Source organism: Gehongia tenuis (assembly GCF_014384795.1).
Classification (GTDB): domain Bacteria; phylum Bacillota; class Clostridia; order Christensenellales; family NSJ-53; genus Gehongia; species Gehongia tenuis.
The window spans coordinates 96,465-122,686 of sequence record NZ_JACRSR010000001.1; the positions used below are offsets into that span (position 1 = coordinate 96,465).

The following is a 26,222-nucleotide window of genomic DNA, read 5'->3' on the forward strand; positions in this document are numbered from 1 at the left end:
TCAGTCCATTAGAAAAGGGGGCGGTTGGCGGGCCCGTCGATCACCTCGCCGTCGGCGTCGAAGCGGGAGCCGTGGCAGGGGCATTCGAAGGTGTGGTCCGCGGTCTCGTGGAGCCGGCACCCCATGTGGGTGCACACGGGGTCCCGGGGCCGCACGGCGGAGGCGGCATACTGAGCGGCGTTGTCCGCGCCGTGACGAAGGATCTGCCCCACCTTGGCGGGCGTGGTCCGGCGGGCGGGATCGTAGGCGGCGGCGAAGTAGTTCTCCCGGCCCAAAATTTTGTCCTTCACGATGTCCGCCGCAGCGTAGGCGCCGGTCATGCCCCATTTGCGGAAACCGGTCATCACAAAAAGATGGGGCGTTTTGGGGCTGTAGGCGCCGGCATAGGGCAGGTCATCGGGCGGCATGCAGTCCTCGGTGTGCCATTGGCGGACCACGGTGGCCGCGGGGTAGAGGCGCTTCGCCGTTTCCACCAGCCGCCGCTCATGGTCGGTTTTGTGCTCCTTGCCCGTGGCGTGGCTGAAGGCGCCCACGATGAGAAGATCCCGGTGCATGCGAAGGCTGAGGCCGTCCTTGTCCACGGAAAGATAGGTTCCGGCAAGGGGCGTGACGCCCGCAAGGGCGGCAAGGTAGGACACGCTTTCATGGAGTTTGGCGAAGTACCAGCCCGGCGTGTTGAGGATGGGGTGATGGGTGGCGATGATGATGTCCGCCGCCTCCACGGCCGCCTTTTCCGTCCGGACCCGGCCCTCGGAAACGGCAAGGACCCGGCTCATCTCATGGATGCGCCCGCCCAGGCGGAGAAAGGCCTGGGCCAGCCCCGCGCCGTAGCGCACCGGATGGTAGCGCCCCTGGTCCTTCATGGCCAGGATGCCCTTCGTGGCAAAGGGAAGGGGATTCTCGTTCTTGAAAACCACCGGCAGGCCGAGAAGCTTTGAGGCGAGCTCCTCCTTCACCAGCTTTTTGAGGCCGGGCTCCGTGTTCGTAAAAAGATGGGAGTCCTCCACGACGAAGTCGCAGGCGATGTCCTCCTCCCGCAGAATGGCTTCTATGGATTTAACGGCGTTCAGATTGGCATGGGCGTAGGCCTTTGCGGTTTCAAAGCCGAAACGCCCGATGAGCTTGTCATAGATGAGGTCGTGCTGGGCCGTAACCTTGGCGGTGGTGTGGCCGCTGGCGCCGCGAAGAAGGCGGTGGCTTTCCAAAAGCACGCACTTTTTGCCCTCGCGGGCCAAAAGGTACGCCGCGGTAAGGCCGGCCAGGCCGCCGCCCACGATCAGAACGTCACAGACGGTATTTTCCTCCAGTTTGGGGTAAACGGGCAGCTCCTCGTCGAGCCAAAGGGAATGGGACATGGGCAGGACTCCTTTTTTTAAGGTTATCCTGCCCATAAAGAGATTTTTTATGAATTTTCCCAGAATTTTTTGAAACGGTCCATCAGTTCCCCATAGGTGCGGACGGCCTCGGGCTGAAGATGTCCGGGGAAAAGGCCGCGGTAGGGCTGGCGGGAAAACCTTTGATCGATCAAAAGTGCCACGCCTCGGTCCTCATGGGTGCGGATCACCCGGCCCGCGGCCTGCAGCACCTTGCCCATGCCGGGATAGACGTAGGCATAGTTGAAGCCCGACCCCCGGGTTTCATCGAAGTATTTTTTGATGAGGTCGCGGCGGGGCCCGATCTGGGGCAGGCCCACGCTCACCACCGCGACGCCGATGAGCCGCTCCCCCACAAGATCGATACCCTCGCCAAAGACGCCGCCCATCACTGCGAGCCCGAGCAGGGTATCCGCGTCGCCGTCAAAGCGCTTGAGGAAGCTGGCCCGCGCCCGGGCAGTCATATCCCGGGCCTGCTGGATGATGGGATACTCGGCGAGGCTTTGAAGCGCCTCCTGAACCGTCTTTAAATAGCCGTAGGAGGGGAAGAAGGCGAGGTAGTGGCCGGGATGGGAGCTCACCATGGCGTGAAGGGCGAGGGCCACCTCCGGCGCCGTCTTATCCCGTTTTTTCCAGGTGGTCTCGAGGGGCAGCGTGAGGGGCAGGAAGTTTGCCGGATCAAAGGGACTGTCCACCGCAAGGGTGCGGCAGCCCTCCATCCCCAGAAGGTCCCGGTAATAGTCCATGGGCGAGAGAGTGGCGGAGAAGGCCACCGCAGAGCGGGCCCGGCTCACCGCCTTTTGGAGAAAAGCGGAGGGGTCAAGACAGAGGAGGGCCAGCCGCTCCCCGCCCTTATCCCGCTCCAAAACCAGGGCGTAGCTTGGCGAGAAGTCCTGGTACACCCTTAGGAAAGCCGCGGATGCGTAGTAGGCATCCAGCAAAGCGGGCAGACGGAGCTGGGCGTGGGCTTTCAGGAAATCGTCGCAGGCGGCCGCGAACTGGGCAAGCGCCGCCGAAAATCCTTCGGGCAGCTCGGACAGCGTGTGGAAGGCGCCGCGGTGGGATTTCCGCAGGGTCAGGAACAGTTCCTGAAGGCGCCGGATGGGTCCGAGGATAAAGGCCCCGTCCTCGCCCAGGGCCCGAACCTCCCCCTTGGCCTGAAGATAGAGAGACTTCTCGATCTCGGCGCTGTACATGTCCCGGCTGCGGTCCACCAGATTGTGGGCTTCGTCCAGAATGAGCGCGTAGTCCCTCGGCCCCTCCGCAAAATACCGCTTCAGCTGCACCCGGGGATCAAAGGCGTAGTTGTAGTCAAGAATTACCGCGTCCATCTCCTCGCTGAGGTCAAGCGCCAGCTCGAAGGGGCACACTTCCCGTGCTTCGCCCAGGGCGATGAGGTCCTCGCCGGTCCAGTGCCGGGCCTCCCCGGCCACCTCCCGGAGAATCTGCCGGGCCTTGCTGTAGTAGCCCTTGGCATAGGGGCACTTGGCGCATTCGCCGTGGGTGGGGCACAGCTTTGTCTTCGCGGTAAGCTCCAGCGAATGGATGGACAGGCCCCGCTGGCGCAGGAGCTCCAGCGCCTGCCGGGCCGATTCGTGGCCGGTGTTGCGGGCGGTGAGATAAAAGACACGGCGGATTTCGCCCCGGCCCAGGGCCAGCACCGCCGGATACAGGGCGGCCAGCGTCTTGCCGATGCCGGTGGGCGCTTCCACCATGAGACGCTCCCGGTTTGTGAGGGCGCGCCAAACCGCACCGGCCATCTCCCGCTGGCCCTTCCGAAAGGAGGGAAAGGGGAAATGGAGCCCCCCGGCGGTGCTGGACAAAAGCTTCTCGTGACGGTACCGGCTCCCATAGAGCTCAAGCGTCGCCGATACCAGCGGCATAAATTTTTCTTCCAGAGATTTTCGCGTGTGCAGACTTTCAAAGGAACGGGCCGCGCCCTCGGGAAGGGTCACGTAGGTGAGCCGGGTGCCCACCGCAGTGAGGCCGTCCCGCTGGGCCAGCATGAAGGCGTAGCACTCCGCCTGCCTCAAATGGAGGGGCAGCCCGCCGGTCACTTCTCTGCGGTAGGTGGTTTTGATCTCCTCCACGAAGGGCAGGCCGCCCTTCTCAAAAAGGCCGTCCGCACGGCCCTGAACCACCACCGAGAAGTCCCCACCGTCCATCTCGTAGCGGAGAGTCTTTTCGGCTTCATAATCCCCGCCCCGGCTCTCCTGCACCTTTCGATGGCTTTCGGAACCCTCCAGCATGCGGCTGACCGAGGAAAAGGCGTAGCCTAGATCGGCATCCTTGAAATGCATGTCGATGAACTGGTGCACCGACAGGGTGTAGACGGTTTTCATGTTCGGCCCTCCCATGGATTTCATTGTATAGAACAGGCGTTCTTTTGTCAAAGCAGCCGGCAGGATTTTTGCCGCCCGCCCGCGAAATAGAAAGGCGTAAGGGGGAATGCAGGTGCAAAGGGATCAAGCGAAAATTACATACCTGGATCACAGCGGCTTTTCCGTGGAGACGGAAACGGCGCTGCTCATCTTTGACTACTACAATCCAAAGCCGGACGAAGAGGGCCGGGGCACGGTGGATCTTGCGGAGGTGCCCCGGGAAAAGAAGGTCTATATCTTTGTCAGCCACGCCCATTCGGACCACTACAACAAGTTCATCTATGAGCTTGCCGGCGTGCGGGCGAACATCCAGTACATTCTGGGCGTGGGCGTTCCGAAGGGCGGCCGCAGCGCGGCCATCCTGAAGCCCCAGGACGAGTTCGAGGACGGCACGGTCTATGTCAAGGCCTATGGCAGCACCGACGAGGGCGTGTCCTTCCTGGTGCGGGTGGACGGCATGAACCTCTTCCATGCGGGAGACCTCAACTGGTGGCATTGGCGGAGCGAATCCTCGTTGAGCGAGATCAACGAGGCGGAGGAGGCTTTCATGCACGAGATCGGGCTCATCGCCCAGGACCGGCCGCTCATTGACGTGGCTTTTTTTCCGGTGGATCCCAGAATGGGCCAGTTCTACGAGGCGGGCGCCGAACACTTCATCACCGTCTTCAAGCCCACCCTCTTTTTTCCCATGCATTTTGGAGGCAGCATCCATAACATCGCCGATTTTTATCGCAAGGTGAAGATGAAGCGGGTGAAGATCATGCCCATCAAGCACCGAGGCGAGACTTTTTTGTATATGAAGCAGGAATGAAAGGGGAGAGAAAAATGCAGTTTAAATTCACCCACAACAACATCAACGTGGCCGATCTTGAGCGAAGCCTTGCCTTTTACAAGGAAGCGCTCGGTTTTGAGAAGGTGAAGGAAAAGACCGCGGAGGACGGCAGCTTCAAAATTGTCTGGATCGGGGACGGCGTGACCGATTATCTGCTTGAACTCACGTGGCTGAAGGATCATCCCCAGCCCTATGAGCTTGGTGAGAACGAGATCCATCAGGGCATCGTGGTGGACGACTACGAGGCCGCCCATGCCCTTCATGAGAAAATGGGCTGCATCTGCTTTGAAAACACCAGCATGGGTCTGTACTTCATCGAGGACCCCGACGGCTACTGGGTGGAGATCGTGCCCACGCGGCAGTGAAAAACGAGAGCCCGGCTATTTGGCGGGGTAGAATAAGGATGTATAGTTAATTTGTAGCAGAGGGCATATCTTCGGATATGCCCTTATGCTATTGTATCGTTCCAATGTGGTTGAAGCAAATATCAACCTGTTGCGAGTAAAACTTTTTCTTGTAAGCCCCGTCACGCTCATGCACCGTGATATGGTGGACAAACTCCCGCAGAATATCCGGGGTCAGCTCCGTCACTTCTATATGGCGGTCAACAATGGCGAGGAATTTCCCGATGTTGTTCAGCTCGTCCTGCTCCTTTGCCAGCCCTGCTTCCAGCTCCGCGCTTCTGCCTTTCAACGTTTCCTGTTCTTCGAGATAACGCCCATTGAGCTGTCTGAACTGCTCGTCAGTCAAAATGCCCGTTGCCAGCTTTTCAAAGGTAACGGCAATCAGGTTGTCAACCTCCGCAAGGCGTTTCTTTGCCTCCTCCAGCTCCTTGCGCTTTGCCGCCAGCTCTTGCTTTGCCTGGCCTGATTGCTTGGCGGTCAAATGGGCAATAAACGCTTCCCGGTCTGTCCTTGCCGCCGCACATACCTTCTGAATAGCTGCAAGAGCCGTTTCCCGCAGATAGGCCGCTTTTATGGTGTGGGGCGTACATTCTTCCTTGTGCGTGTGGCACTTGCCGCAAACATAGGTGTATTTGCTTTCCTCCCAGTTCCCGCACCTGCAAAGATAGTGGGTGCTGCCGCAGGAACGCAATTCCTGAATATTGGCACGTTGGAATATCCGGTCACTATCAATCATTCGCTCAATCCCCCTCATAGGCTGTTTTCAAGTTTTGGCACACCTGCGCGGCAAGAATCGCCCCCACCTGCAAGCCGATTTCCATGTAAACGGATTCAACCGCGCTCACATAGTCGTAGACAAGCCCGGTCATTTCCTCGTATTCCTTGTTGTCCGGTACGTCGTTCCGGCTTCTCTGGATATCCGCCCGTAGGCGTTCCGGGAGCTTAATAGCAAAATCCCGCGCTGTGCAGCCGTAGAGCTTGCACAGCGCGGCTCTTTGTGTGGAGAGGGTGTAAGCGGACAAGCCCCGGTCAATGCCGCTTTGCAGATAGGCTTCCACATGGGGGCGGGCTTGAGACAGGGTGCGGCTTCCATATTGCGCTTTTGCCCAGCTCGCAAAGGCGCAGCTTTGCTTCAGATAGGTTTCAAAGGTGCGGTAAGAGAAGATACCCGCCGGGGCGTGGGTGCTTTCCTCGTTCTTGGCCTGATGTCGGCTTTCCCCGATACGGAGTTGGACTTGCAGGGTTTCCTGAACCTGCCGCACCATGGATTTATGTTTCATTATGACCTCCTGATAAAAGGGCGCAGTTATCCCTTTGAAATTGGGTGAAAAGTTAGGCGTTTTGGCGAGATTTTTTTGACAGCTTCCCGGTGCTGTTTTCCCGATTTCATAGGCGTTTCCGTGGCTTGTGGAGATTTTCTCTCCGCTGCCTCCGGCAGCTCCGTTTACCCGTCGATTTTTTGCAAAATCGACCGTGTAATCGTATCTGCCCATGTCCACTCCACGGAAAAGCATTTTGCCTTGCGAATTGCCAAACCGCGCTTACGCGGTTTGCCGTGTCGTTTGGCTCACCCGCACTTTTGCTGGTTAGCCATGCAGTTTTACCGAGTAACCTGCATTTTTTTCGAACCTCTTGCCGCCTTGTATCGTCTGGCGGGCTACTGCGTTTCACTCCCTTCATCTTTTCAAGCTCCATTACTAATATGTCAGATACTCAAGCACCCCAAAAACGCAAAAAACGGCGCCCCCACAATTTTTGTGAGGGCGCCGCCGCAGTAGCCGTCCGACGAAAGGTTCGAATCTTTCATCAGGCGGCGAGGCCTGTTATACCGCCGCATACATTCATGTTTCCGCTTTATCCGCGTGTGTTTGCTCTGTTTCTCTTGCTACAGTCAACGGCTGTATGTTTCCTGCCTCACTTATAGTATGACAGACATTGAACGAAAAAAGAGACAGGCGGTTTTTTCCGCCTGTCTCTCTTTCACCTTATGCTGGGTTTCCCTCTTGCTCTGTAACATCCTTGTTATGCTGGAGGGAACGTGCCAGTCTAATGAGAATATTTTAGTTTTTTAAGATTTGACGTAGAATTTTTGAAGTCCTACGGTTTTTCTTTACGTTAAACTTACCCACAAAGTTAAAGTTACACATCAACCCGTTGTGTATAGTTTTTTTCGCGGCATGTTCATGTATTACAATCCTGTCAATAAACTCTCGATCGTCAGCTCTCGAATATCGGTGTAGCTGTCTATAATAGACATTCAGCAAGTTTATCCTGTTGGGTGCTTGACGTGAGAAATGTGTAGTATTTCGTTGATTTTGGCCCAAATCCATGGTACAATTTATTATGTGTATTAATGTCTATTTGTAAGAGGTGAACCTGATTGGCGTCTGTGGATCAAAGAGAAGAAAACATGCCGCGAGTCATCGAAGCGGCAATATGGTGCTTCGAGAATATAGGAATTGAAAAGACAACAAGAGTTCTCATTGCAAAACAGGCCGGAGTTACCGTGCGCTCATTACAAAGATACTTCGGTACCTTGGAGAATCTAATTGTTGAGGCTATTGGCGTCTATATGCAAAGATATAGTGACTCCCTTCAATCCGAACTTAATCAGTTAGTTGAATCAAACGCCAATGGGTACGAGCAACTAATTGCTTTTTTAAGAAATCATTTGAACTACTATCGGCCGGATATGCCGGCATCCTTGGTAGTTCATGAAATGGAACTGTATTTTTTAAAACACGATATTCCGCTGACACTGCTTTATCAAAAAATATTTAATAGTAAAACACAAAGAAGCGTAATAGGCGAACTGTTTAAAAAAGGGTTGGACGATGGCAGCATAAAAAAACGCTCAGACATCGAGGTGATTTATGCGTATTTGGTGACTACTTTTCCTGGTATGATCATTCGGATTTCCATGATGGGTGCTGCGTATAAACATGTTCCTACAACCGTAACAACTGAAATGATATTTGACAAGTATATTGAAATTTTAGATAGCCTTATCAAAGCGTAAAAGGGCCGCCATCGCGGGCGGCTTTTCTTTTAGCATTGCTGTCCTCGTGCGGGACAACCACAATATGAAGCCGATCATGGCAGAAAGTAGCAGGAGAATACTGACTTAAAAATAATTATTTGGGGGTGTAACGTATGCTTCAGCTAAAGAAATTACTCATCGTTGATGACAATCACGTAAACAGGCAGGTTCTATGCAAGATATTAAGTGATACATATGAGGTGCTGGAGGCAGAAAATGGCAGAGAAGCCATGGCAATATTACATCGTTCATATGAGAGCATTTCTGCGGTCTTGCTTGACATTGTCATGCCTGTGATGAACGGCTATGAGGTGTTGGAGGAAATTCGGGGAGATGCTTTTTTATCGAAAATACCGATTATCGTTACAACCGGAAGCGATGATTACAGTGCTGAAATAAAGGCGTTGTCTTTGGGTGCCCACGACTTTTTACTGAAGCCCTATAAGCCTGCTGTTATTTTGCACCGCCTTGCCAATACCATCAAGTTAAGAGAAACGGCTGCATTGGTCAACGCGATTGAAAAGGACGAGCTTACTGGTGTTTACAGCAAGGAATTTTTCTATAAAAAAGCAGAAAAGATCCTGCTGGAAAACGAGAATTTGCAGTACGATATTGTATGTATGGATATCGAACGGTTTAAGCTTGTTAACGATCTGTTTGGCATGCAGGAAGGCGATGAACTACTGAGGCATATTGCGAATCTAATAAAGCATTATGTCGGCAATCATGGTATTTGCGGCCGTGTGGGTGCGGATAAATTTGCCTGCCTGCTTCCGCACAGAGAACACTACGAAGACAATTTGTTCAACGATGCAATCGAGGCAATCAATGAGTTTCCGATCGGTATCAGTATCAATGTCTGCTACGGCATTTACTGTATTGACGATGTCACAATACCAATTAGCGTCATGTGTGACCGGGCGCTGATTGCATGCAGCTCAATCAAGGGAAAGTATGATATTCACCATGCGTATTACTCGGACAAGCTCAGACAGTCGCTGCTTTCTGAACAGGTTATTCTTGACAGCATAAAAACAGCGCTGCTGGAAAACCAGTTTGAGATATACTACCAGCCGAAATATGATTTATCCAACGAAACCATAGCCGGCGCCGAAGCTCTGGTGCGCTGGAATCATCCCGTCAAAGGGTTCATATCCCCTACCGATTTTATCCCTCTTTTTGAGCGAAACGGATTTATTACAGATTTAGATATTTACGTATGGGAAACCGTATGCCGCCAGCTGCACCATTGGTTGGATAACGGGCAGCCCATGATCCCGATCTCTGTAAATGTCTCCCGGGTGGATATTTATAATCCGGAGCTCACGCGGATTTTAACCGGGCTAATTAAAAAATACAATCTGAAGGCGGAGTATCTCCATATAGAGATTACCGAAACAGCATACACGGAAAATCCGGATCAAATTATCAGCACAGTTCTGGAACTGAGAAAGCTGGGATTTATTATTGAGATGGATGATTTTGGGACAGGCTATTCTTCCCTCAATATGCTTTCCGAATTGCCGATTCATGTGCTGAAGCTGGATATGAGGTTTATCCAAAGTGAAAATGCAAAGAGAAACCGCAAAAACATTCTGAGCTTTATCATCAGTCTTGCCAAGTGGCTCGACTTGCAGGTGGTAGCCGAGGGTGTAGAGACAGAGAAGCAAGCACAGATGCTCAAGAGCATGGACTGCAATTATGCGCAGGGCTATTATTTCGCAAAACCTATGCCGCATGAGGAGTTTGAAAATCACATAAAGCAGCATAATTCTGAAATCATTGATGAAAAGGATCCTTCAAAAGACAGCAATAAGGATAAAGTCATGATTCAAAAGAGTAAATCCGATCGGATCATGGTTATCGTGGATGACAGTACCATAAACCGCACAATTTTATCTAAGATATTTCATGAGCTGTATACCATAGTAGAGGCTGAAAACGGTCAGGATGCTTACTTGTATCTGGAAGAAAACTTTTCGATCATCGATATTGTCCTGCTCGATTTGGTCATGCCGGTGATGGACGGCTTTCAGATGCTTGGAAAAATGAAGAATTGTGAGCAACTGAGAAATATGCCGGTCATCATCACAACACAAACAGGGGAATACAGCGAGGCCAGGGCTCTCGCTATGGGCGCCGCGGATTTTATTCCAAAGCCATATAACCGGGAGGTCGCTCTGCATCGCGTCAGCAATGTAATGGCACAGTCCAAGCTTCGCGCTATCGAGCGTGAACGTGAGCTTGCCCACAAAGTGGAGGAGATGCGGTATAAAGCGGAGCACGACAGTCTGACCGGGCTCTACAACCGCGCCGCCATGGAAACCTCGATTAACAACTTTTTTGCCAATCATGAAAAAGCAGAGGGCGCCCTGCTTATGCTGGATATCGATTGCTTCAAATCGGTCAATGATACCTTAGGCCATGATAAAGGCGACGATTTGCTGGTTGACATCTCCAATATATTATTAAGCTCTTTCCGTAAAGAAGATGTTGTTGCCAGGCTTGGCGGAGATGAATTTGCCGTATTTGTTCCGTTTCGCTTACCTCCAGCTGATTTACAAAAAAGAGCAAAAAAGCTTTGTGAAAAGCTGAAAATTCAGCTGGATGGAATCAAAGTTTCCGCGACAATCGGTATTGCCAACGCACCCCTTCATGGTTCCGATTACCAGACCCTTTATAAAAATGCGGACGCCGCTCTTTTGGCTGCGAAAAGACTTGGGAAGGATCAGTACAAAATATACGATATGCAGATGGAAATGCCGTCCCCGTCGTTGTACCGCAATATGGATTGGCTGCTTGATGAAACCAGTGACGCTATCGTTATTTGCGATATGAAGAGCTATGAAATTTTATATCTCAACAGTGTGGCCGCCAAAATCGCAGGAAAGGACAAATCCTTGTGTGTAGGGCAAACGTGCTACAAAACCCTGTGGAAACGAGAGCGGCCCTGTGAGCATTGTATCTCCTGCGGCAAGCTGTCTCAGGCGTACATTGAGCAAGAAGTGGAGGATGATGCAACCAAACATCACTATATCATCCGGGACAAGCTGATGGAATGGGGCAACAAATATGCCCGCATTCAATACATACAGGATGATACTGCCAGGAACCAATTTAAAAATGAGCTGGTTCAAGCAAATGAGCGCTTTTCGGGTATGCTCTCCTCCCTGCAGGCCGGATTGGTGAAATGCCAGCTGAATGATCAATGGACTGTACTGGAGGCAAATGAACAATTTTATGAAATCATTGGCTACAGTAAAGAAGAATTTGAGGCCCGATTTGATAATTCGCTGGCAGCTGTTGTGGAGCCAAGCTGCCTGGAAGAAAATCGCATTCAACTACAGCAGCAATTAAAAATCGGTGAGAAAGTGGTTATGGACAGCTGCTTTATCAATCGTCTTGGGAATCCTGTCCACGTTACCGATCAAACCGTTGTCGTAACCGAACCGGATGGGAAATCCTATTTTTACTGCACCTATATCCGCAAGGCGGATGTCCAGATTCCGCAGAAAGGAGACGCTGCGATATGAGCATACCTTATGAACTTATAAACAATATTCTGCCCAGCGGGTTTGCCATGACGACGACTTACCCGGATTATCAGATTATCTTTGTCAACGATATTCTCGTTTCCATGCTGGGATATGAAAGCAAGGAAGCGCTGATAAACAAGCTCAGGTTTTCCGCATTGAGCTACGTACATCCGGAGGATTTAGAGCGTGTTCGGGCGGTAGCGCCTACTCGAAACGGAAAATTTGACCCCTATGAAATAACCTACCGTGCCTTAAAAAAAGACGGCAGCTATATTTGGGTCAACCAGCGTTCACAGCATATCCTTGAGGAAAACGGCAGCGAAATTATTTTGGCCTATTATACAGATGTCACAGAACAAAAGCAGTTGGAGCAAAGCCTGCTATTGGAGACACAAAGATACGAAACACTGGTCAATTCCATTCCCGGCGGTGTGGGACTGTATCGCCTGGACGAGAAATTCACGCCCACGTATTTTAATGACCGCGTATGCGAGCTTTGCGGAATGACGCGTACGGAATATAAAGCCGCCATTCAGAAATCGGCGATTTCTGTTTTTCATCCCGATGACATCACCGGAATGATTGAGGAGGCTAACGCCGCGTTCGCACAAAAGAGAAAGGTCGATTATACCTATCGGCTTCTGCAAAAGCAGGGCGGCTATAAATGGACCCACATTTCCGGTGAATGGCTAGCAGAACAGGGAGATTGTCCGGTTCTTTGCGCCGTTTTTACCGACATAAACGATCAAATAATTGCACAGCAAGCCCTGAAGGAAAGCGAGCTTCGCTATAAGGCGGCGGTAAGATCCTCCGGTATCAACATTTGGGAATATGATGTGGAATCCGATACGGTCACCGTGTTCTCCAACTCTTCCCGCATGAAAAAGGGCTGTCATGTGGTTCCAAATTACATACAGTCTACCATTGACCATGGTTATATTCATGAAAGCAGCATTCCGGATTATTTGGAGGTATTTCAAAAATTAAAGCAAGGGGAACCGGAAGTGACTGCCGACCTTTGGTATAAGACCAACAATGAGCTTGGCTTCTGGTGCGAAAGGGTTACCTACACGGCCATCTGTAACGCACATGGAAAGGTGCTCAAATATTTTGGTGTTGGCCGGGATGTGACCAAGGAAAAGAATGCGCAAAAACGGTATCAGGATGAGCTTGCCTACCGTATGGCCATACAGCATACTACCATGGTTTCTGTTCTTCTTAATTTATCGCAGAACACCATCATTGACGGTAAAAGCAAATACGATGAGATCACGCAAAAAATGCAGCAATCAAAAACGGCGCAGGCCTATATGGAAACCATATTTACCGAACTGATTACAGAGCAAGCGGTACAGGAGTGCGCTGCCGCGTTCAATCGGGACGCACTGATCAAGGCGTTTGCGCAGAATCAAACCGTCGTAACCATGGATTTGCCGCGAGCAATCGAAGGAAAATACTATTGGACGACGCTGACAGCGCACATGATGAAAAAGCCAGATGACAATGATGTTGTCGCTTTTTTGTACAGCCAGGACATCACCAATGAAAAAATGATGAAGAGCATAATGGACGCCATTGTCAAAAGCGATTACGACTATCTTGTCGTGGCGGACGGATTGCGGGACTCCGCCATGCGCTACAGCGAAAACCAACTGGGTATAAACTATATGCACTATTCTGACCATTTTGAGTCGGATACCCATCGGTACATCACCCAAACCGTCTGCAAAGAGGATGTTCCCCGTGTGCTGCATGATTTCACACTGGAAAATATTATACGGCAGCTGGACGATAACGGATCCTACAGCATTTTCTACTCCGTTGAAGATAAGGCCACGGGCGAAATCCGAAATAAGCAGCTGCGCTTTACGTATATCCACCCGGAGTATAAAGTGTTTTTAATGACCAGAACGGACATCACACAGGCGTTGGAAGAACAGGAACGCAAAAACAAGGAGCTGTCGGAAGCACTGGCCTTTGCCGAGCGCGCCAACATGGCAAAGTCGGAATTTATGTCCCGTATGAGCCACGAAATCCGTACGCCGATGAACGCGATCATCGGTATGGCAGAAATTGCATCCCAACAATTGGATGAGCCTGAATTTGTTAAGGAATGTATTGAGAAATCAAAGTATGCGTCCAAGTATTTGCTTTCCCTCATTAACGACATTTTGGATATGTCAAAAATTGAAAGCGGCAATATCGTGCTGAATCAAGAAATTATTGATTTTTACACTCTCGTACGCAGCGTCGATACCATTATAAGAATGCAGGCGGAGGCTGCTGGCGTTCATTTTGAGACGGCTGGATTGGAAAAATGTGGGAAGCATTATCTGGGTGACGCGGTGCGCCTGCAGCAGATCCTGATCAACCTTCTGTCCAATGCCATCAAATTTACGAAGTCCGGGGGCAAGGTGACACTTTCTCTGGAGTGCACTTATGAGGCGGCTGATCAATGTGTTCTGCGCTTTATCGTTCAGGATACCGGCATCGGCATCAGCCCGGAATTCATTCCAAACCTCTTTGAGCCCTTTTCCCAGGAGCATACCAGCTCCACAAGCAGCTACGGCGGAACAGGGCTGGGCCTTGCCATATCTAAGAATTTGGCGGTGCTGATGGGCGGAGATATTGCCGTGGAAAGCACCCTCGGCACAGGCACAACCTTTTCGGTTGAGATATGCCTGACACCCGCAGAGGAACCTTTGATCGATGCTGCGAAGCAGGAAGAGATTTGTGAGCCCGGCAGCGGCATGGATTTCATTGGAAAAAGAATATTGCTGGTAGAGGATCATGAGCTGAATATCATGGTGGCAACGCGCCTTTTGGAAAGCAAAAAGGCAATGGTAGACGTTGCGGTGAACGGCAAGCTGGGCTTGGAAAAGTTTAGTTCCTCGCCTGCCGGTTATTACGATGCCATTCTCATGGATATTCGTATGCCGGTGATGGACGGCCTGACAGCCGCGGCCGCTATCCGTCAGCTGCATCGCAAGGATGCACAGTGCATTCCCATCATTGCCATGACAGCCAATGCGTTTGATGAGGATGTAAAGAAGTCGTTGGCGGCAGGCATGGTGGCGCATCTGGCAAAACCGATTGATCCGCCGCTGCTGTATCGCACACTTTACACAGCGATCCATATGACTCAAATACAGGAGGAAATAAACAACAGCGGCTATGTTTCCTCCAAAAAGGAGAACACTTTCAATGAGCGACAATAAAACACAGGAAAAAATCACTGATTTTAAGCAATATGAGTTAGACCTATATCGTGCCTCCAACATCGGTGGTGTTTATACCGTTCGCATGGACGATGAGTTTACTTTGCTTTACGGTAATGATTTATATTTTCAGATCCACGAATTTGAACCGGAAGATTTAATCGGAAAGAGCTGCGGGATTTTTATCCATCCGGAGGATCTGTCACATGTGCATTCCGTGCTCTCTCGTGCACGGGAAGACAACATCAAAAGCGTCCAGTGGGAAATGCGGATCATCACCGGCAAAAACAATCTAAAGCATTTGTTGGTGAGCGGCAGCTTTAACAGCCGTGCCGGTGAAGAAGTATTTGACGGATATATTGCGGATATTTCCAGGCAAAAGAAAATGGAGGCCGACCTGCGGGCCAGTGAGGAAAAGTTCCGTATTGCCACAGAAAACTCCGATGTATCCTTCTGGACCTATGATTTTGCACACAATGAAATTATTCAGACACAAGCCTCAAAAATACGCCACGGATATCAAGACGTGATTAAAGATGTTCCAAATGCCTTAATTGACTCAGGGTACGTCCGGCAGGACTCGGCAAAGCTGTATCAGGACATGTTTGAACAGCTCCGCAACGGTGCCAAGACCTACTCCGGCAATTTTTGGTTTCGCACCAAAGATAACTTGGGGTGGTGGTGCGAGCACATTGACTATACCAATGTGTTTGATGAAAACGGAACTCCTGTTTGTGCCCACGCCATCGGCAGAGATGTAACAGCGATCAAGCTGGCTGAAAAGCGATACAAGGAGGAAATGGAATACTCCACAGCCACCCAAAGCGAAAACCTTCTTGCAAAGGTGCGTTCGAATATATCGCAAAATGTGGTGGAATCCTATATTGCCAAGGACACCGTGGGAATCTTCAAGGCCGGCATGACGTATACAGATACTGCCGAAGCGCTGGCACAAACCGGGTTTACCGTGGAGGAGCAGGATGTAATTCGCACATATCTGGACCTGGATCGTGTGCTGCAAGCCTTTGAGGAAGGGGAAACCACCTTTAATCTCGACTATCAGCGTAAACTCCATGATGGCACAGTGATTTGGGTAAACCTCACGGTGAAAACCTATCAAAATCCGGATACTAAGGATGTCATGTCCTTTATGTATACCTACGATATCAACGAAAACAAAATTAAGGACGGCATTATTCAAGCTGTCTCCACATTGGAGCACGATTACATTGCCTATATAGAATTAAACACCGACCGCTATAAGCTCTACCTTGGAAAGGAAGACAGCATCGAGATGCCTCCGGCTCAAGGCGACGATTATTTTGAAATGATGCAGCGGGTAAATCGCACAGCGGTGGCGCCAGAGGATGTTGAGCGCGCTATCGCCGACATGACGCCGGATGTCATGAGGAAAAATCTGAAAAACCACAAGGTGTTTTCTTCTGTTTATTCGGCGCACGACGCAAAGAAGAGTATGCGTCAAAAACGGATTCAATATGCCTATTTGGATGAGAGAAATCAGCGTGTGGTTTTGACGCGAAGCGATGTAACCGATATGCTCAATCAGCAAAAGCAGCAGCAGGATATGCTGCAGGCGGCCCTGATTGCCGCCGAGCAGGCAAACAGTGCCAAGAGCGATTTTCTCTCCCGCATGAGCCACGAAATCCGCACGCCGATGAATGCGATCATCGGAATGTCCGCCATTGCGGCGCAGTCCATCGGAGATGACGCTCAGGTTGCAGACTGCATCAGTAAAATTGGGATATCCTCCCGTTTTCTGCTTTCACTTATCAACGATATTTTGGATATGAGCAGAATTGAAAGCGGCAAGATGCTGTTAAAAAACGAAAAAATTCCATTTGAGGAATTTTTAAACGGTATCAGCGCCATCTGCCATACCCAGGCGAGCGCAAAAAATATTGACTATGAGAATATCGTAGACCCCAATGTGGAGGATTGCTACATTGGCGACGCCATGAAGCTCCAGCAGGTGATGATCAACCTTCTGTCAAACGCCGTCAAATTCACGCCTGAGAAAGGGAGGGTGTCGCTCAGTGTACGGCAGATGCGAAAGGAAAAGAATGACGCCGTTCTTCGCTTTGTCATCAATGATACCGGCTGCGGAATTTCTGAGGAATTCATCCCGCACTTGTTTGAAGCCTTTACACAGGAGCATTCCGGCACAACGGCGATGTATGGCGGTACCGGGCTTGGCCTTGCCATCTGCAAAAATCTGGTGGCGATGATGGACGGCCATATCGATGTGCGCAGCATCGTTGGCGTAGGCTCTGAGTTTACTGTGGAGGTAAAGCTGGGCATTACGGAGGAATCAAAAAAAAGATATCGGAAAAAGACGCACTATAATTTTTCCGAGCTAAAGGCTTTGGTTGTAGACGACGATGTGACGGTGTGTGAACACGCGGTCATTACCCTTAAAGAAATTGGCGTAAGATCCGAATGGGTGGACAGCGGTAAAAAAGCGGTTGATAAGGTGAAAAAGAAATGGGATTGCAAGGAATATTATGATCTTGTACTGGTGGACTGGAAAATGCCCGAAATGGACGGGATTGAAACCGCAAGGCAAATTCGTAAAATTGTTGGTCCGGATGTTACCATCATCATCATGACAGCTAATGATTGGGCGTCCATCGAGCACGACGCCAAGCTGGCGGGCGTCAATCTGCTGATGAGTAAGCCGATGTTTAAATCCTCGCTGATTTCCGCTTTTGAAAAGGCTTTTAACGACAAGCAGAACGATAAAGACACGGAAATAAAAGAGGATTTTAATTTTGCAGGCAAAAGAATCCTGCTCGCGGAGGATCATCCCCTCAATGTTGAGGTGGCAAAAAAACTGCTGGAGCGCAAGGGCTTTATCGTAGACCATGCGGAAAACGGGCTGCGTGCCATGGAGATGTTTACCACTACTCCGGTGGGCTACTACGATGCCATTCTCATGGATATCCGTATGCCGGAGATGGACGGATTGCAGGCAACCCATAATATTCGCCGTTGGCGCAAGGCGGATGCCAAGAGCATTCCGATTATCGCCATGACTGCCAATGCCTTTGACGAAGACATCCACAAATCCAAGGCTGCCGGCATGAACGCCCATCTCGCCAAGCCCATCGATCCAAAGCATATGTTCCAAACGCTGTTTGACTTTATCTACGGAAAGGAGAATGAACGTGACGGATTTGAAAAACAAACGAACTGAACGCGGCGTGCATTCTCCCGAGACAGCGGAATGGTTTTCAAATGGTAAAGAGCTTCCTTTTGAAGGATCAAAAGAAACAGCGGAGGTGGGTAAATGATAAAACTAAAACGTATGATTTCATTCTTTTTCGTAACTCTACTGCTTTTGTCATTTATGACGTCAACTGCCTTGACGGCCACCGCCGAAGGGACACAGGAAAGGCGCGTCGTAAGGCTTGCATATCCGATTCAAAAGTATCTTTCCGAGGTGGACGAAAGCGGAAACTATTATGGATACTCGACTGATTATGTGGAGAAGGTTGCGGAATTTGCAGACTGGGAGATTGAATACATCACCTACCCCGATCTGTCGCTCAATGATCAAATTACAAAAGCAATGGAAATGGTCGAAACAGGAGAAGCGGATTTATTAGGCAGCACGCTTTTTTATGAGGGGCTGCAGGAAAAATTCATTTATCCCGAAAAGAACTATGGCTTAGTATATACGACTCTTGATGCACTGGACAGTAACACCGCAATCAATGAAGCAACCTTTATGCAGCAAAAGCCCTTGCGTATTGCTATCTTAAAAACTGCAAAGATGAGAAACGATGAGTTGTTCTCTTTTGTCAATAGCAGCGGGTTAGAATGCGAATATATCTATTGTGATACGGTTGATGAACAGCTGACGGCACTGGAGAATCAATCGGCGGATGTGTTACTGAAGGTGTCGCTTACCTGGTTGCCCGGACTCAAAGAAATCGCTTCTTTCGCACCGCGACCCTTTTACTTTGTGTCAGGACACGGTAACGAAGAATTGATGGCGGAGCTGGACGAAGCGATTGATAAAATCAATAGAACCGATCCATATTTTGAAAGCAGACTGCAAAATAAATACTTTACAAACACCTTGTCGGATTTTGCGTTATCAAAGGACGAAAGTACATATGTAACAAATCAGAAGGAAATTTCGGTGCTGGTGTGCCCGCAACATGCGCCCTTCTCTTTCGTAAATAAGGATGGACAGCTGTGCGGTATCGCAATTTCTGTTTTGGACGAAATCGGAAAAGCGGCCGGTGTTCAGTTTCGCTATCAACTGCAGGATGAATCACAACCTTTATCGGAACAGATTGCGTCAGGCCAATACACCGTGATTATCGGTCCGCCAAAAAGCAACGAGTTTGCAAAAAGCAATCATCTGATTACCTCGCAGGAGTTTTTAGAAAACGACCTGACCATGTTCATCAATAAATCAGCGGCAGACAAGCCCAAGAGCGAGTGTGTTCTGGCGGTTAACGAAGAGTTCCCCGATACTGCTACAGGAGAATACGGGGAGGTTGTATACTTTAAAGATATCGAAGAATGCATGAACGCTGTAAATAAGGGACTGGCTGATTTCGGGTATGCCAATCGGTATACAGTCGATTTTTACAACTCTCAAAATGTTTATCCCTCGTTAAATTATCTTAATTTAACGGGATATGGCTGTGAAATGGGATTTTATTTTCTGCAGAATGTGGATGATAATTTAATATCTATTGTCAACAAATATATCCGCAGCATGCCCACAAAGGATGTACAGAACTATCTCTCCGTGGCGCTATCGGAGGGCGCCAATAACGGAATTGAAAAAATTTTGCGGGATAATCCGTTTCTGGTAGCCGCTATTCTTGTGGTTTTTCTTCTTTTAAGCGTGCTTGTTATCGTTCTGCTTGCTTACAATCGAACGAATAAAAAAAGAAACGAAAAGCTGCAGCAGGCTTATGCTGCAAAGAGCGACTTTCTCTCCCGCATGAGTCATGATATGCGAACACCCATGAACGGTATTATCGGGTTAACCGGGCTTTTGCTTGACAGGAAAAACCTGCCTCCCGACGCAGCGGCGGATCTTGCAAAAATTGACGAATCCGCCGAGTATTTGCTAAGCCTGATTAATGACACACTGGACATGAATAAAATTGAGAGCAAAAAAGTTGCTCTCAACTCGGAACCAACTGATTTACAAAGCTTTTTCAGCCAGACAATCAGTATGGTTACCGTCAGTGCGCAGCAAAAAAACATTAAGCTCCACACCTCCTGCAATCATACTGTGCTTCCTTCTGTTCTACTGGATTGTCTGCGGGTGCAGCAGATATTTATGAATGTCATTTCCAACGCCATAAAATTCACACCCAGCGGCGGCACTGTGGAAATCCACTGTAATGGTGCCGTTGTGAAGGACACTCGGGTTCAAGTGACCGTCACCGTCAAGGATACGGGCATTGGCATATCAAAGGAATTCTTGCCCAAGATATTTGAGCCTTTTGAGCAAGAGAATAATACCAAAGTGGCAAACTATGACGGCACGGGGCTTGGACTGGCCATTGTAAAAAATCTTGTTGAGCTGATGGATGGCAGAATTACCGTTGAAAGTGAAGTAGACAAAGGAACCTGCTTTACAATCAATCTTGCTTTTCCGGTTGCCGATGAGAAGATCGTACAAACAGAGGCGATAAATACACCGAAGAATCTAGAGGGAAAGAGGATACTTCTGTGTGAGGACCATCCCTTGAACAGGCAAATTGCAACCAGACTGTTAGAAAGGGAAGGCGTGCTTGTGGAATACGCGGAAAACGGACAAGCAGCCGTAGATGCATTCAGCCAATCCGAACCCATGCATTTTGACGCCATTCTTATGGATATCAGAATGCCTGTTATGGATGGTCTGACAGCCACAAAAGTAATCCGGGCATTAAAACGCAGCGATGCGAAAGCCATTCCCATCATTGCAATGACCGCTAATGCCTTTGATGAGGATGTTCAAAAATCCAAAGATGCCGGTATGAATGCCCATCTGGCCAAGCCCATTCAACCCAAGCTCATGTACCAGACGCTGTTTGACTTTATCTACGGAAGAAAGGAAGCTGAAAAAGATGAATCGAAATGATGCCCTTCGCGCCTATGGTGTCAACTTAAACGAGGTAATGGAGCGCTTTATAAACGATGAAGCGCTTTATTACGATTGTCTGAATGCCTTTATAGACGACCCCTCCTTTTACGGATTACACGACGCAATTCTGGCAAAAGAATATGAGACCGCCTTTCATCACGCGCATACGCTGAAAGGTGTTGCCAGCAATCTGGGGCTTAGCCCTCTGCTTACAGCGGTTGCCGATATTGTAGAGCCGTTAAGAAAGCATGATTACAGCAATTTGGAGCAACAATACGACGCAGTTCGTACAGAAAGAGAAAAGCTGCAGCAAATTTTGGCCGGTTAAGGGGATTATGAGAGCGTGATATTTAGTAAAAGTGCAAAAAGATGATTTTGTCAAGGCGAGGGCGAGCCGTTATGCTCACACTGGCTTTGCGAATTTTTCTGTTTGCCGTATTTATGGTATGTCGCTTTTCTTTTTCTTTCACAATTACCGTCTGGGGCATGATTTAGCTGACCGATTAGATAAAACTTCAATACTAATTGCAGAACAGATGGAGGATGCAAGTAGAAATGCAGCCTGATCAATTATTTGAAACCAAAAATGAAACTAAATTACCGTTCTTTGAAGCAATTGGATTAAAAATCAAATATGATCCGTTGAAAAAGAATCATTTTTGATTAAACTATACGGTAATTTTTAAAAAGTAAATGATAAGTATTTTCTTATGAGGACGAAACGCTAATAATCAGTCCTATGTTGAGATGCAGGCATAAAGAGAATCTAATTGATCGCCATAAAACATTCCCTTCAAAGATAAATGAATAATTTCCATAGGCAAGCCACCCCACGTACTTTTTATGGTCGTGGGGTGGCTGCTTTTAGGTATATATCAATTCTGCCGTTACAATTTCATCGGTTATCGTTTGCCTTTAATGCGAAGCAATTCTGATTTCTGTAAACATCCTTATTGAAGAGTCGCAAAAGCCCCGTCTGTCTCTCTTTCACCTTATGCCCGGTTTCCCTTCTGCTCCTTAACATCCTTATCACGCAGGAGCTTTTGGCCGGGCTTTTTTGTTCCCCATGCAAAAATTAAGAAAACACGGCAAAATTGGATACACAATCCGCTTGCCATAACCGTTTCTTCCCGTATATCATAGTAGAAAGGACCAGGAGGTGAGGAACCATGGAGATTGGCGATGTTTACGATGCCCTGGGGCAAAGGACGGGGGAGACCTACGTCCGCGGCGGGGAAATGCCCGAAGGCGGGTTTTATTATTTCGTCGAAGGCTTCGTGGTGAACAGCGCGGGAAAGTATCTCATCCAGAAACGGGCGGCGTCAAGAAAGAGCGCGCCGGGCATCTGGGCGGCCACCAGCGGCAGGGCCGTTACGGGCGAGACGCTGGAGGAGGCCATGTGCCGGGAGTTCGAGGAGGAATTGGGCCTTTTGGTGCAGCCCAGGGATCTCAAGTGGCTGCTCACCGAAGCGTATGAAAACCGCTTCGGCAGGATGTACATTCTGCGCCGGGACCTGGACCTGAAGGATTTGGTGCTGCAAGAGGAGGAAGTGGAGGAGGTCCGCTGGGCCGCGCCGGAGGAGATCCGGGCGATGGCGGAGGCGGGAACGTTCTACCCTTACCGCCGCCTGGAGGAAACCTTGAAGTTTGGGGATTCCCCCCTGCAGCTGGCCGAAGCCGGAAAGAAGGAGGCGGGCATTCTGCTCGGCGTCCTTCGGGAGGCCTTCCTGGTGGACGTGATCACCGAGAAAAACGAGCCCACCAATCCAGCCTACCAGACGCTGCCGGTTATTTTAAAGCAGGTGATGGGCGGCGGCTACATCAAGATTCTTTACGGCGCGGAGCTGGCCGGCGGCGCGTACGTGACCCGGGAAGAGGGGCGGCGTTTCCGATTGCATACCTTCTTCCTGTCCCCCAAGTACCAGGACATGCGCCTCGGGGAACAGGCCATGGAGCGGCTGTGGCTGCTCTTTCCCGAGGCAAGGGAAATCGTGTGTGACATCCCAAAGAGGTCTGCCGAGCGCACCTTTTTCCCCAGGATGGGCTTTCGGCCCACCGGCGGGAAATTTGAGCGGGAGGGTACCGCCTTTTTGGAATATAGAAAACAACTGTGAGGTAAGACGAGACAAGGAGGGTGACTATGGCGATTCGTGTGAATCGGGAGGTCTGCAAAGGCTGCGGCCTTTGTATCGTGACCTGCCCCAAGAAGATTTTGAAGCTTGACGAAGACAAGCTCAACAGCAAGGGTTACAATCCTTGCGTGTGCGTGGATAATGATGCTTGCATCTCCTGCGCGCTTTGCGCGAGAATGTGCCCCGACTGTGCGATCGTAGTGGAAAAGTAAGGAAGGTGGAAGGAAAATGCCCAAACTTTTGATGAAAGGCAACGAAGCCATCGCGGAAGCGGCGATCCAGGCCGGGTGCAAGTGCTATTTCGGCTACCCCATCACGCCGCAGAGCGAATTGCCGGAGTACATGGCCAAACATATGCCGAAGCGCGGCGGCGTGTTTCTCCAGGCGGAAAGCGAAGTCTCGGCCATCAACATGGTGTACGGCGCGGCCGGCGCCGGCGTCCGGGTGATGACCTCCTCCTCCAGCCCGGGCATCAGCCTGAAGCAGGAGGGTTTAAGCTATATTGCGGGAGCCCAGCTGCCCTGCGTCGTGGTGAACATGGTGCGCGGCGGCCCGGGCCTTGGCGGCATTCAGCCCGCCCAGAGCGACTACTTCCAGGCGGTGAAGGGCGGCGGTCACGGCGATTACAAGCTCATCACCCTGGCGCCCGCTTCCGTGCAGGAGGCGGTGGATCTCACGCGGCTCGCCTTCGAGCTTGCGGACAAATACCGCAACCCCGTGATGATTCTTGGCGACGGTATGCTGGGTCAAATGATGGAGCCGGTGGAATTTCATGATCAGGAATCGGCGGCCCCCGACAAGCCCTGGCGGGTTCGCGGCTACAACGGCGAAGGGGAGCGGCGCATCATCAATTCCCTGTACCTCGAGCCGGACGCCCTGGAGGAGCTCAACCATGAGCTTTGGAGAAAGTATGAACGCTGCGAAAAGGAAGAGGTGCGCTATGAGGCCGAAGGCCTGGAGGATGCGGAGCTGGTACTGGTGGCTTACGGCATTCCTGCCCGGATTGCCCAGAGCGTGATCGCCCTTGCGGCGGAGCAGGGCGTGAAGCTTGGCCTTATCCGTCCCATCACCCTTTGGCCCTTCCCCTCGGACGCTATCCGGGAAGCGGCGAAGCGGGAGAACGTGAAAAAATTCGTGGCCTTCGAGCTGTCCATGGGTCAAATGGTGGAGGATGTCCGCCTGGCCGTGGAGGGCAGAAAGCCCGTGGACTTTGTGGGCCGCGTGGGCGGCGTGGTTCCTGGACCCCAGGATCTCCTGGATGAAATCTTGGCATTGAGGGGGAAAGCATAATGGCAGTGATCTTTGAAAAGACCAAAATGCTCACCGATTGCCCCACCCATTACTGCCCCGGCTGCACCCATGGCATCATCCACCGCCTGGTGGCTGAATCCATTGAGGAGCTGGGCGCCTGTGACAAGGCCGTGGGCGTGGCCCCGGTGGGATGCAGCGTTTTGGCTTACAACTATTTTAATTGCGATATGTATGAGGCGGCACACGGCAGGGCTCCGTCGGTGGCCACCGGCTGCAAGCGGGCCAATCCCGATCTTCTCGTGTTCGCCTACCAGGGCGACGGCGATCTAGCGTCCATCGGCACGGCGGAGATCGTCCATGCCGCGGCAAGAAACGAGAACATCACCGTGATTTTCGTCAACAACGCCATCTACGGCATGACGGGAGGCCAGATGGCGCCCACCACGCTGATGGGCCAGGTGACCACGACCTCCCCCTATGGACGCACCCCCGAGATCAACGGCTATCCGCTCAACATCTGCGAGATGCTTTCCGGTCTTGAGGGCCCATCCTATTTGGAGCGGGTGAGCGTGCACAACGCCCAAAATGTGATCAAAGCCAAAAAAGCCATCAAGAAGGCATTTCAGAACCAGTTGGAGAATAAAGGATTTAGTATGGTGGAAGTTTTGTCCACCTGTCCCACCAACTGGGGCAGAACGCCGGTGGAAGCGCTGAAGTGGCTGGAGGAGAACATGATTCCCTATTATCCCCTCGGCGTATTCAAGGATGAGACCAAGGAGGTGGAAAGCCGTGCTTGAGCAGGTTTTACTCGCCGGATTCGGCGGTCAGGGCGTGCTGTCCATGGGACAGTTCCTCGCCAGCGCCGCCCTGGTGGAAGAAAAGAACGTGAGCTGGCTGCCCTCCTACGGCCCGGAAATGCGGGGCGGCACGGCGAACTGTCAGGTGATCGTATCCGACAAACCCATCGCGTCCCCTATCATCAGCCGGCCGAGCACCCTCATCGTGATGAACCGCCCGTCCCTGGATAAGTTCGTGGATCAGCTGATGCCCGGCGGACTCATTCTCATCAATTCCTCCCTCATCGATGCTCCGGTGACCCGCACCGATGTTGAAATCGTGAAGGTGGACACCCATGAGCTGGCCGTGGAAGCGGGCAATGCCAAGGCCGCTAACATGGTCATGCTGGGCGCCTATTTGAAGCTGCGAAAGACCGTGGAGCCGGACGCGGTGGTCACCTGCATGCAGGAAAAATTCACCGGCCGCAAGGCCAAGCTGGTGGACGTCAACAAAAAGGCGCTGGAGCTTGGCATGGAGGCGGTAAAATAGACTTCCTTTGGCAATGCTAACAAGGGAAAGGAGTGGACCTAATGGATGCTGCGGTAGCTAGTTTTTTCATGTCTTTGAGCTGGGGGGCCATCGTTTGCCTGGGCCTTGGACTGGTCTTTGTGATCATCGAGATGTTCGTGCCGGGCTTCGGCTTTTTCGGGATCACCGGAGGCGCGCTGCTCCTGCTTGGTATTTTCCTGGCCGCCCGCAACGTTACCGAGGGCCTCATTCTGACCCTCATCATTGCGCTCGTTCTCGGCATCGCGCTGGTGATCATTCTCCAGTTCATGTCCAAGGGCAATTTTAAGAAACTGCCCATCATTCTTAACAGCTCCACCAGCAAGGAGGAAGGCTATATTGCGGTGGAGGATCTGAAGGATCTGCTGGGCCAGGAGGGCGAGGCCCTGACCGATCTCCGGCCCGCCGGCGCCGCCGATTTTGACGGCATGCGCATGGATGTGGTCAGCGACGGAGAATATATTCTCAAGGGGCAGAAGGTCCGGGTCGCGTCGGTGGAAGGCCGCCGCGTTTTGGTCAAGCCCGTGAAGGATGCCGGCCGGGAGGCCGAGGCATCAAAGTCAACCGAACCAAACGGGGATTCCGTTTGA

At 50.9% G+C, this 26,222-nt stretch carries 19 protein-coding genes; 15 read left to right on the forward strand and 4 right to left on the reverse strand.

What is annotated here, in order from left to right; genetic code table 11:
• Positions 1–8: 8 nt before the first annotated feature.
• Complete coding sequence (locus H8696_RS00420) at positions 9–1,355, reverse strand: FAD-dependent oxidoreductase (RefSeq protein WP_249314205.1); 1,347 nt, start codon at positions 1,353–1,355, stop codon at positions 9–11.
• A 47-nt stretch (positions 1,356–1,402) separates the two neighbouring features.
• A complete protein-coding gene (locus H8696_RS00425) occupies positions 1,403–3,715 on the reverse strand; it encodes an ATP-dependent DNA helicase (protein WP_249314207.1) in 2,313 nt (770 codons plus the stop codon).
• A gap of 112 nt (positions 3,716–3,827) precedes the next feature.
• Here H8696_RS00425 and H8696_RS00430 point away from each other — a divergent pair, with 112 nt between their 5' ends.
• Positions 3,828–4,565 carry an MBL fold metallo-hydrolase gene (locus H8696_RS00430; protein WP_249314208.1) on the forward strand — a complete coding sequence of 246 codons (738 nt, stop codon included), beginning with the start codon at positions 3,828–3,830 and terminating at the stop codon, positions 4,563–4,565.
• A gap of 14 nt (positions 4,566–4,579) precedes the next feature.
• Positions 4,580–4,951 carry a VOC family protein gene (locus H8696_RS00435; RefSeq protein ID WP_249314209.1) on the forward strand — a complete coding sequence of 124 codons (372 nt, stop codon included), beginning with the start codon at positions 4,580–4,582 and terminating at the stop codon, positions 4,949–4,951.
• A gap of 88 nt (positions 4,952–5,039) precedes the next feature.
• On the opposite strand, the gene H8696_RS00440 is transcribed toward H8696_RS00435, so the two are convergent.
• Together H8696_RS00440 and H8696_RS00445 are read right to left on the reverse strand one after the other, a co-directional pair.
• The gene (locus H8696_RS00440) at positions 5,040–5,726 is read right to left on the reverse strand and encodes a DUF4368 domain-containing protein (protein ID WP_249314211.1); all 687 of its coding nucleotides are present in this window, start codon (positions 5,724–5,726) and stop codon (positions 5,040–5,042) included.
• 4 nt (positions 5,727–5,730) lie between these two features.
• A complete protein-coding gene (locus H8696_RS00445; protein WP_249314212.1) occupies positions 5,731–6,270 on the reverse strand; it encodes a hypothetical protein in 540 nt (179 codons plus the stop codon).
• Between the two features lie 1,109 nt (positions 6,271–7,379).
• Here H8696_RS00445 and H8696_RS00450 point away from each other — a divergent pair.
• The 13 genes from H8696_RS00450 (at position 7,380) to H8696_RS00505 (ending at position 26,222) form a co-directional block, all read left to right on the forward strand.
• Positions 7,380–8,009 (forward strand): TetR/AcrR family transcriptional regulator, encoded by a 630-nt coding sequence (locus H8696_RS00450; RefSeq protein WP_249315949.1) that lies wholly within the window; start codon positions 7,380–7,382, stop codon positions 8,007–8,009.
• Positions 8,010–8,143: 134 nt separating this feature from the next.
• The gene (locus tag H8696_RS00455; RefSeq protein ID WP_249314213.1) at positions 8,144–11,563 is read left to right on the forward strand and encodes an EAL domain-containing protein; all 3,420 of its coding nucleotides are present in this window, start codon (positions 8,144–8,146) and stop codon (positions 11,561–11,563) included.
• Positions 11,560–14,784 (forward strand): PAS domain-containing hybrid sensor histidine kinase/response regulator, encoded by a 3,225-nt coding sequence (locus H8696_RS00460; protein WP_249314214.1) that lies wholly within the window; start codon positions 11,560–11,562, stop codon positions 14,782–14,784. Before H8696_RS00455 ends, H8696_RS00460 begins: the two co-directional genes overlap by 4 nt.
• Positions 14,771–17,998, forward strand: a complete 3,228-nt coding sequence (locus H8696_RS00465; protein ID WP_249314215.1) for a hybrid sensor histidine kinase/response regulator — start codon at positions 14,771–14,773, stop codon at positions 17,996–17,998. The genes H8696_RS00460 and H8696_RS00465 overlap by 14 nt, the downstream gene beginning before the upstream one ends.
• Complete coding sequence (locus tag H8696_RS11260) at positions 17,970–18,095, forward strand: hypothetical protein (protein ID WP_283244833.1); 126 nt, start codon at positions 17,970–17,972, stop codon at positions 18,093–18,095. The genes H8696_RS00465 and H8696_RS11260 overlap by 29 nt, the downstream gene beginning before the upstream one ends.
• Positions 18,092–20,902 carry an ATP-binding protein gene (locus tag H8696_RS00470; protein WP_249314216.1) on the forward strand — a complete coding sequence of 937 codons (2,811 nt, stop codon included), beginning with the start codon at positions 18,092–18,094 and terminating at the stop codon, positions 20,900–20,902. Before H8696_RS11260 ends, H8696_RS00470 begins: the two co-directional genes overlap by 4 nt.
• Positions 20,889–21,233 carry an Hpt domain-containing protein gene (locus H8696_RS00475; RefSeq protein WP_249314217.1) on the forward strand — a complete coding sequence of 115 codons (345 nt, stop codon included), beginning with the start codon at positions 20,889–20,891 and terminating at the stop codon, positions 21,231–21,233. The genes H8696_RS00470 and H8696_RS00475 overlap by 14 nt, the downstream gene beginning before the upstream one ends.
• 841 nt (positions 21,234–22,074) lie before the next feature.
• Positions 22,075–23,019 carry an NUDIX hydrolase gene (locus tag H8696_RS00480; RefSeq protein WP_249314218.1) on the forward strand — a complete coding sequence of 315 codons (945 nt, stop codon included), beginning with the start codon at positions 22,075–22,077 and terminating at the stop codon, positions 23,017–23,019.
• A gap of 26 nt (positions 23,020–23,045) precedes the next feature.
• Complete coding sequence (locus H8696_RS00485) at positions 23,046–23,249, forward strand: indolepyruvate ferredoxin oxidoreductase subunit alpha (protein ID WP_249314219.1); 204 nt, start codon at positions 23,046–23,048, stop codon at positions 23,247–23,249.
• A 16-nt stretch (positions 23,250–23,265) separates the two neighbouring features.
• On the forward strand, positions 23,266–24,327 hold the full coding sequence (locus tag H8696_RS00490) for a 3-methyl-2-oxobutanoate dehydrogenase subunit VorB (protein ID WP_249314220.1): 1,062 nt from the start codon (positions 23,266–23,268) through the stop codon (positions 24,325–24,327).
• Entirely contained in the window at positions 24,327–25,085 is a 759-nt protein-coding gene (locus H8696_RS00495) for a thiamine pyrophosphate-dependent enzyme (protein ID WP_249314221.1), read from the forward strand. The genes H8696_RS00490 and H8696_RS00495 overlap by 1 nt, the downstream gene beginning before the upstream one ends.
• Positions 25,078–25,614: a 2-oxoacid:acceptor oxidoreductase family protein gene (locus H8696_RS00500; RefSeq protein WP_249314222.1), complete on the forward strand. Its 537-nt coding sequence runs from the start codon at positions 25,078–25,080 to the stop codon at positions 25,612–25,614. The genes H8696_RS00495 and H8696_RS00500 overlap by 8 nt, the downstream gene beginning before the upstream one ends.
• A gap of 41 nt (positions 25,615–25,655) precedes the next feature.
• Positions 25,656–26,222 (forward strand): NfeD family protein, encoded by a 567-nt coding sequence (locus H8696_RS00505; protein ID WP_249314223.1) that lies wholly within the window; start codon positions 25,656–25,658, stop codon positions 26,220–26,222.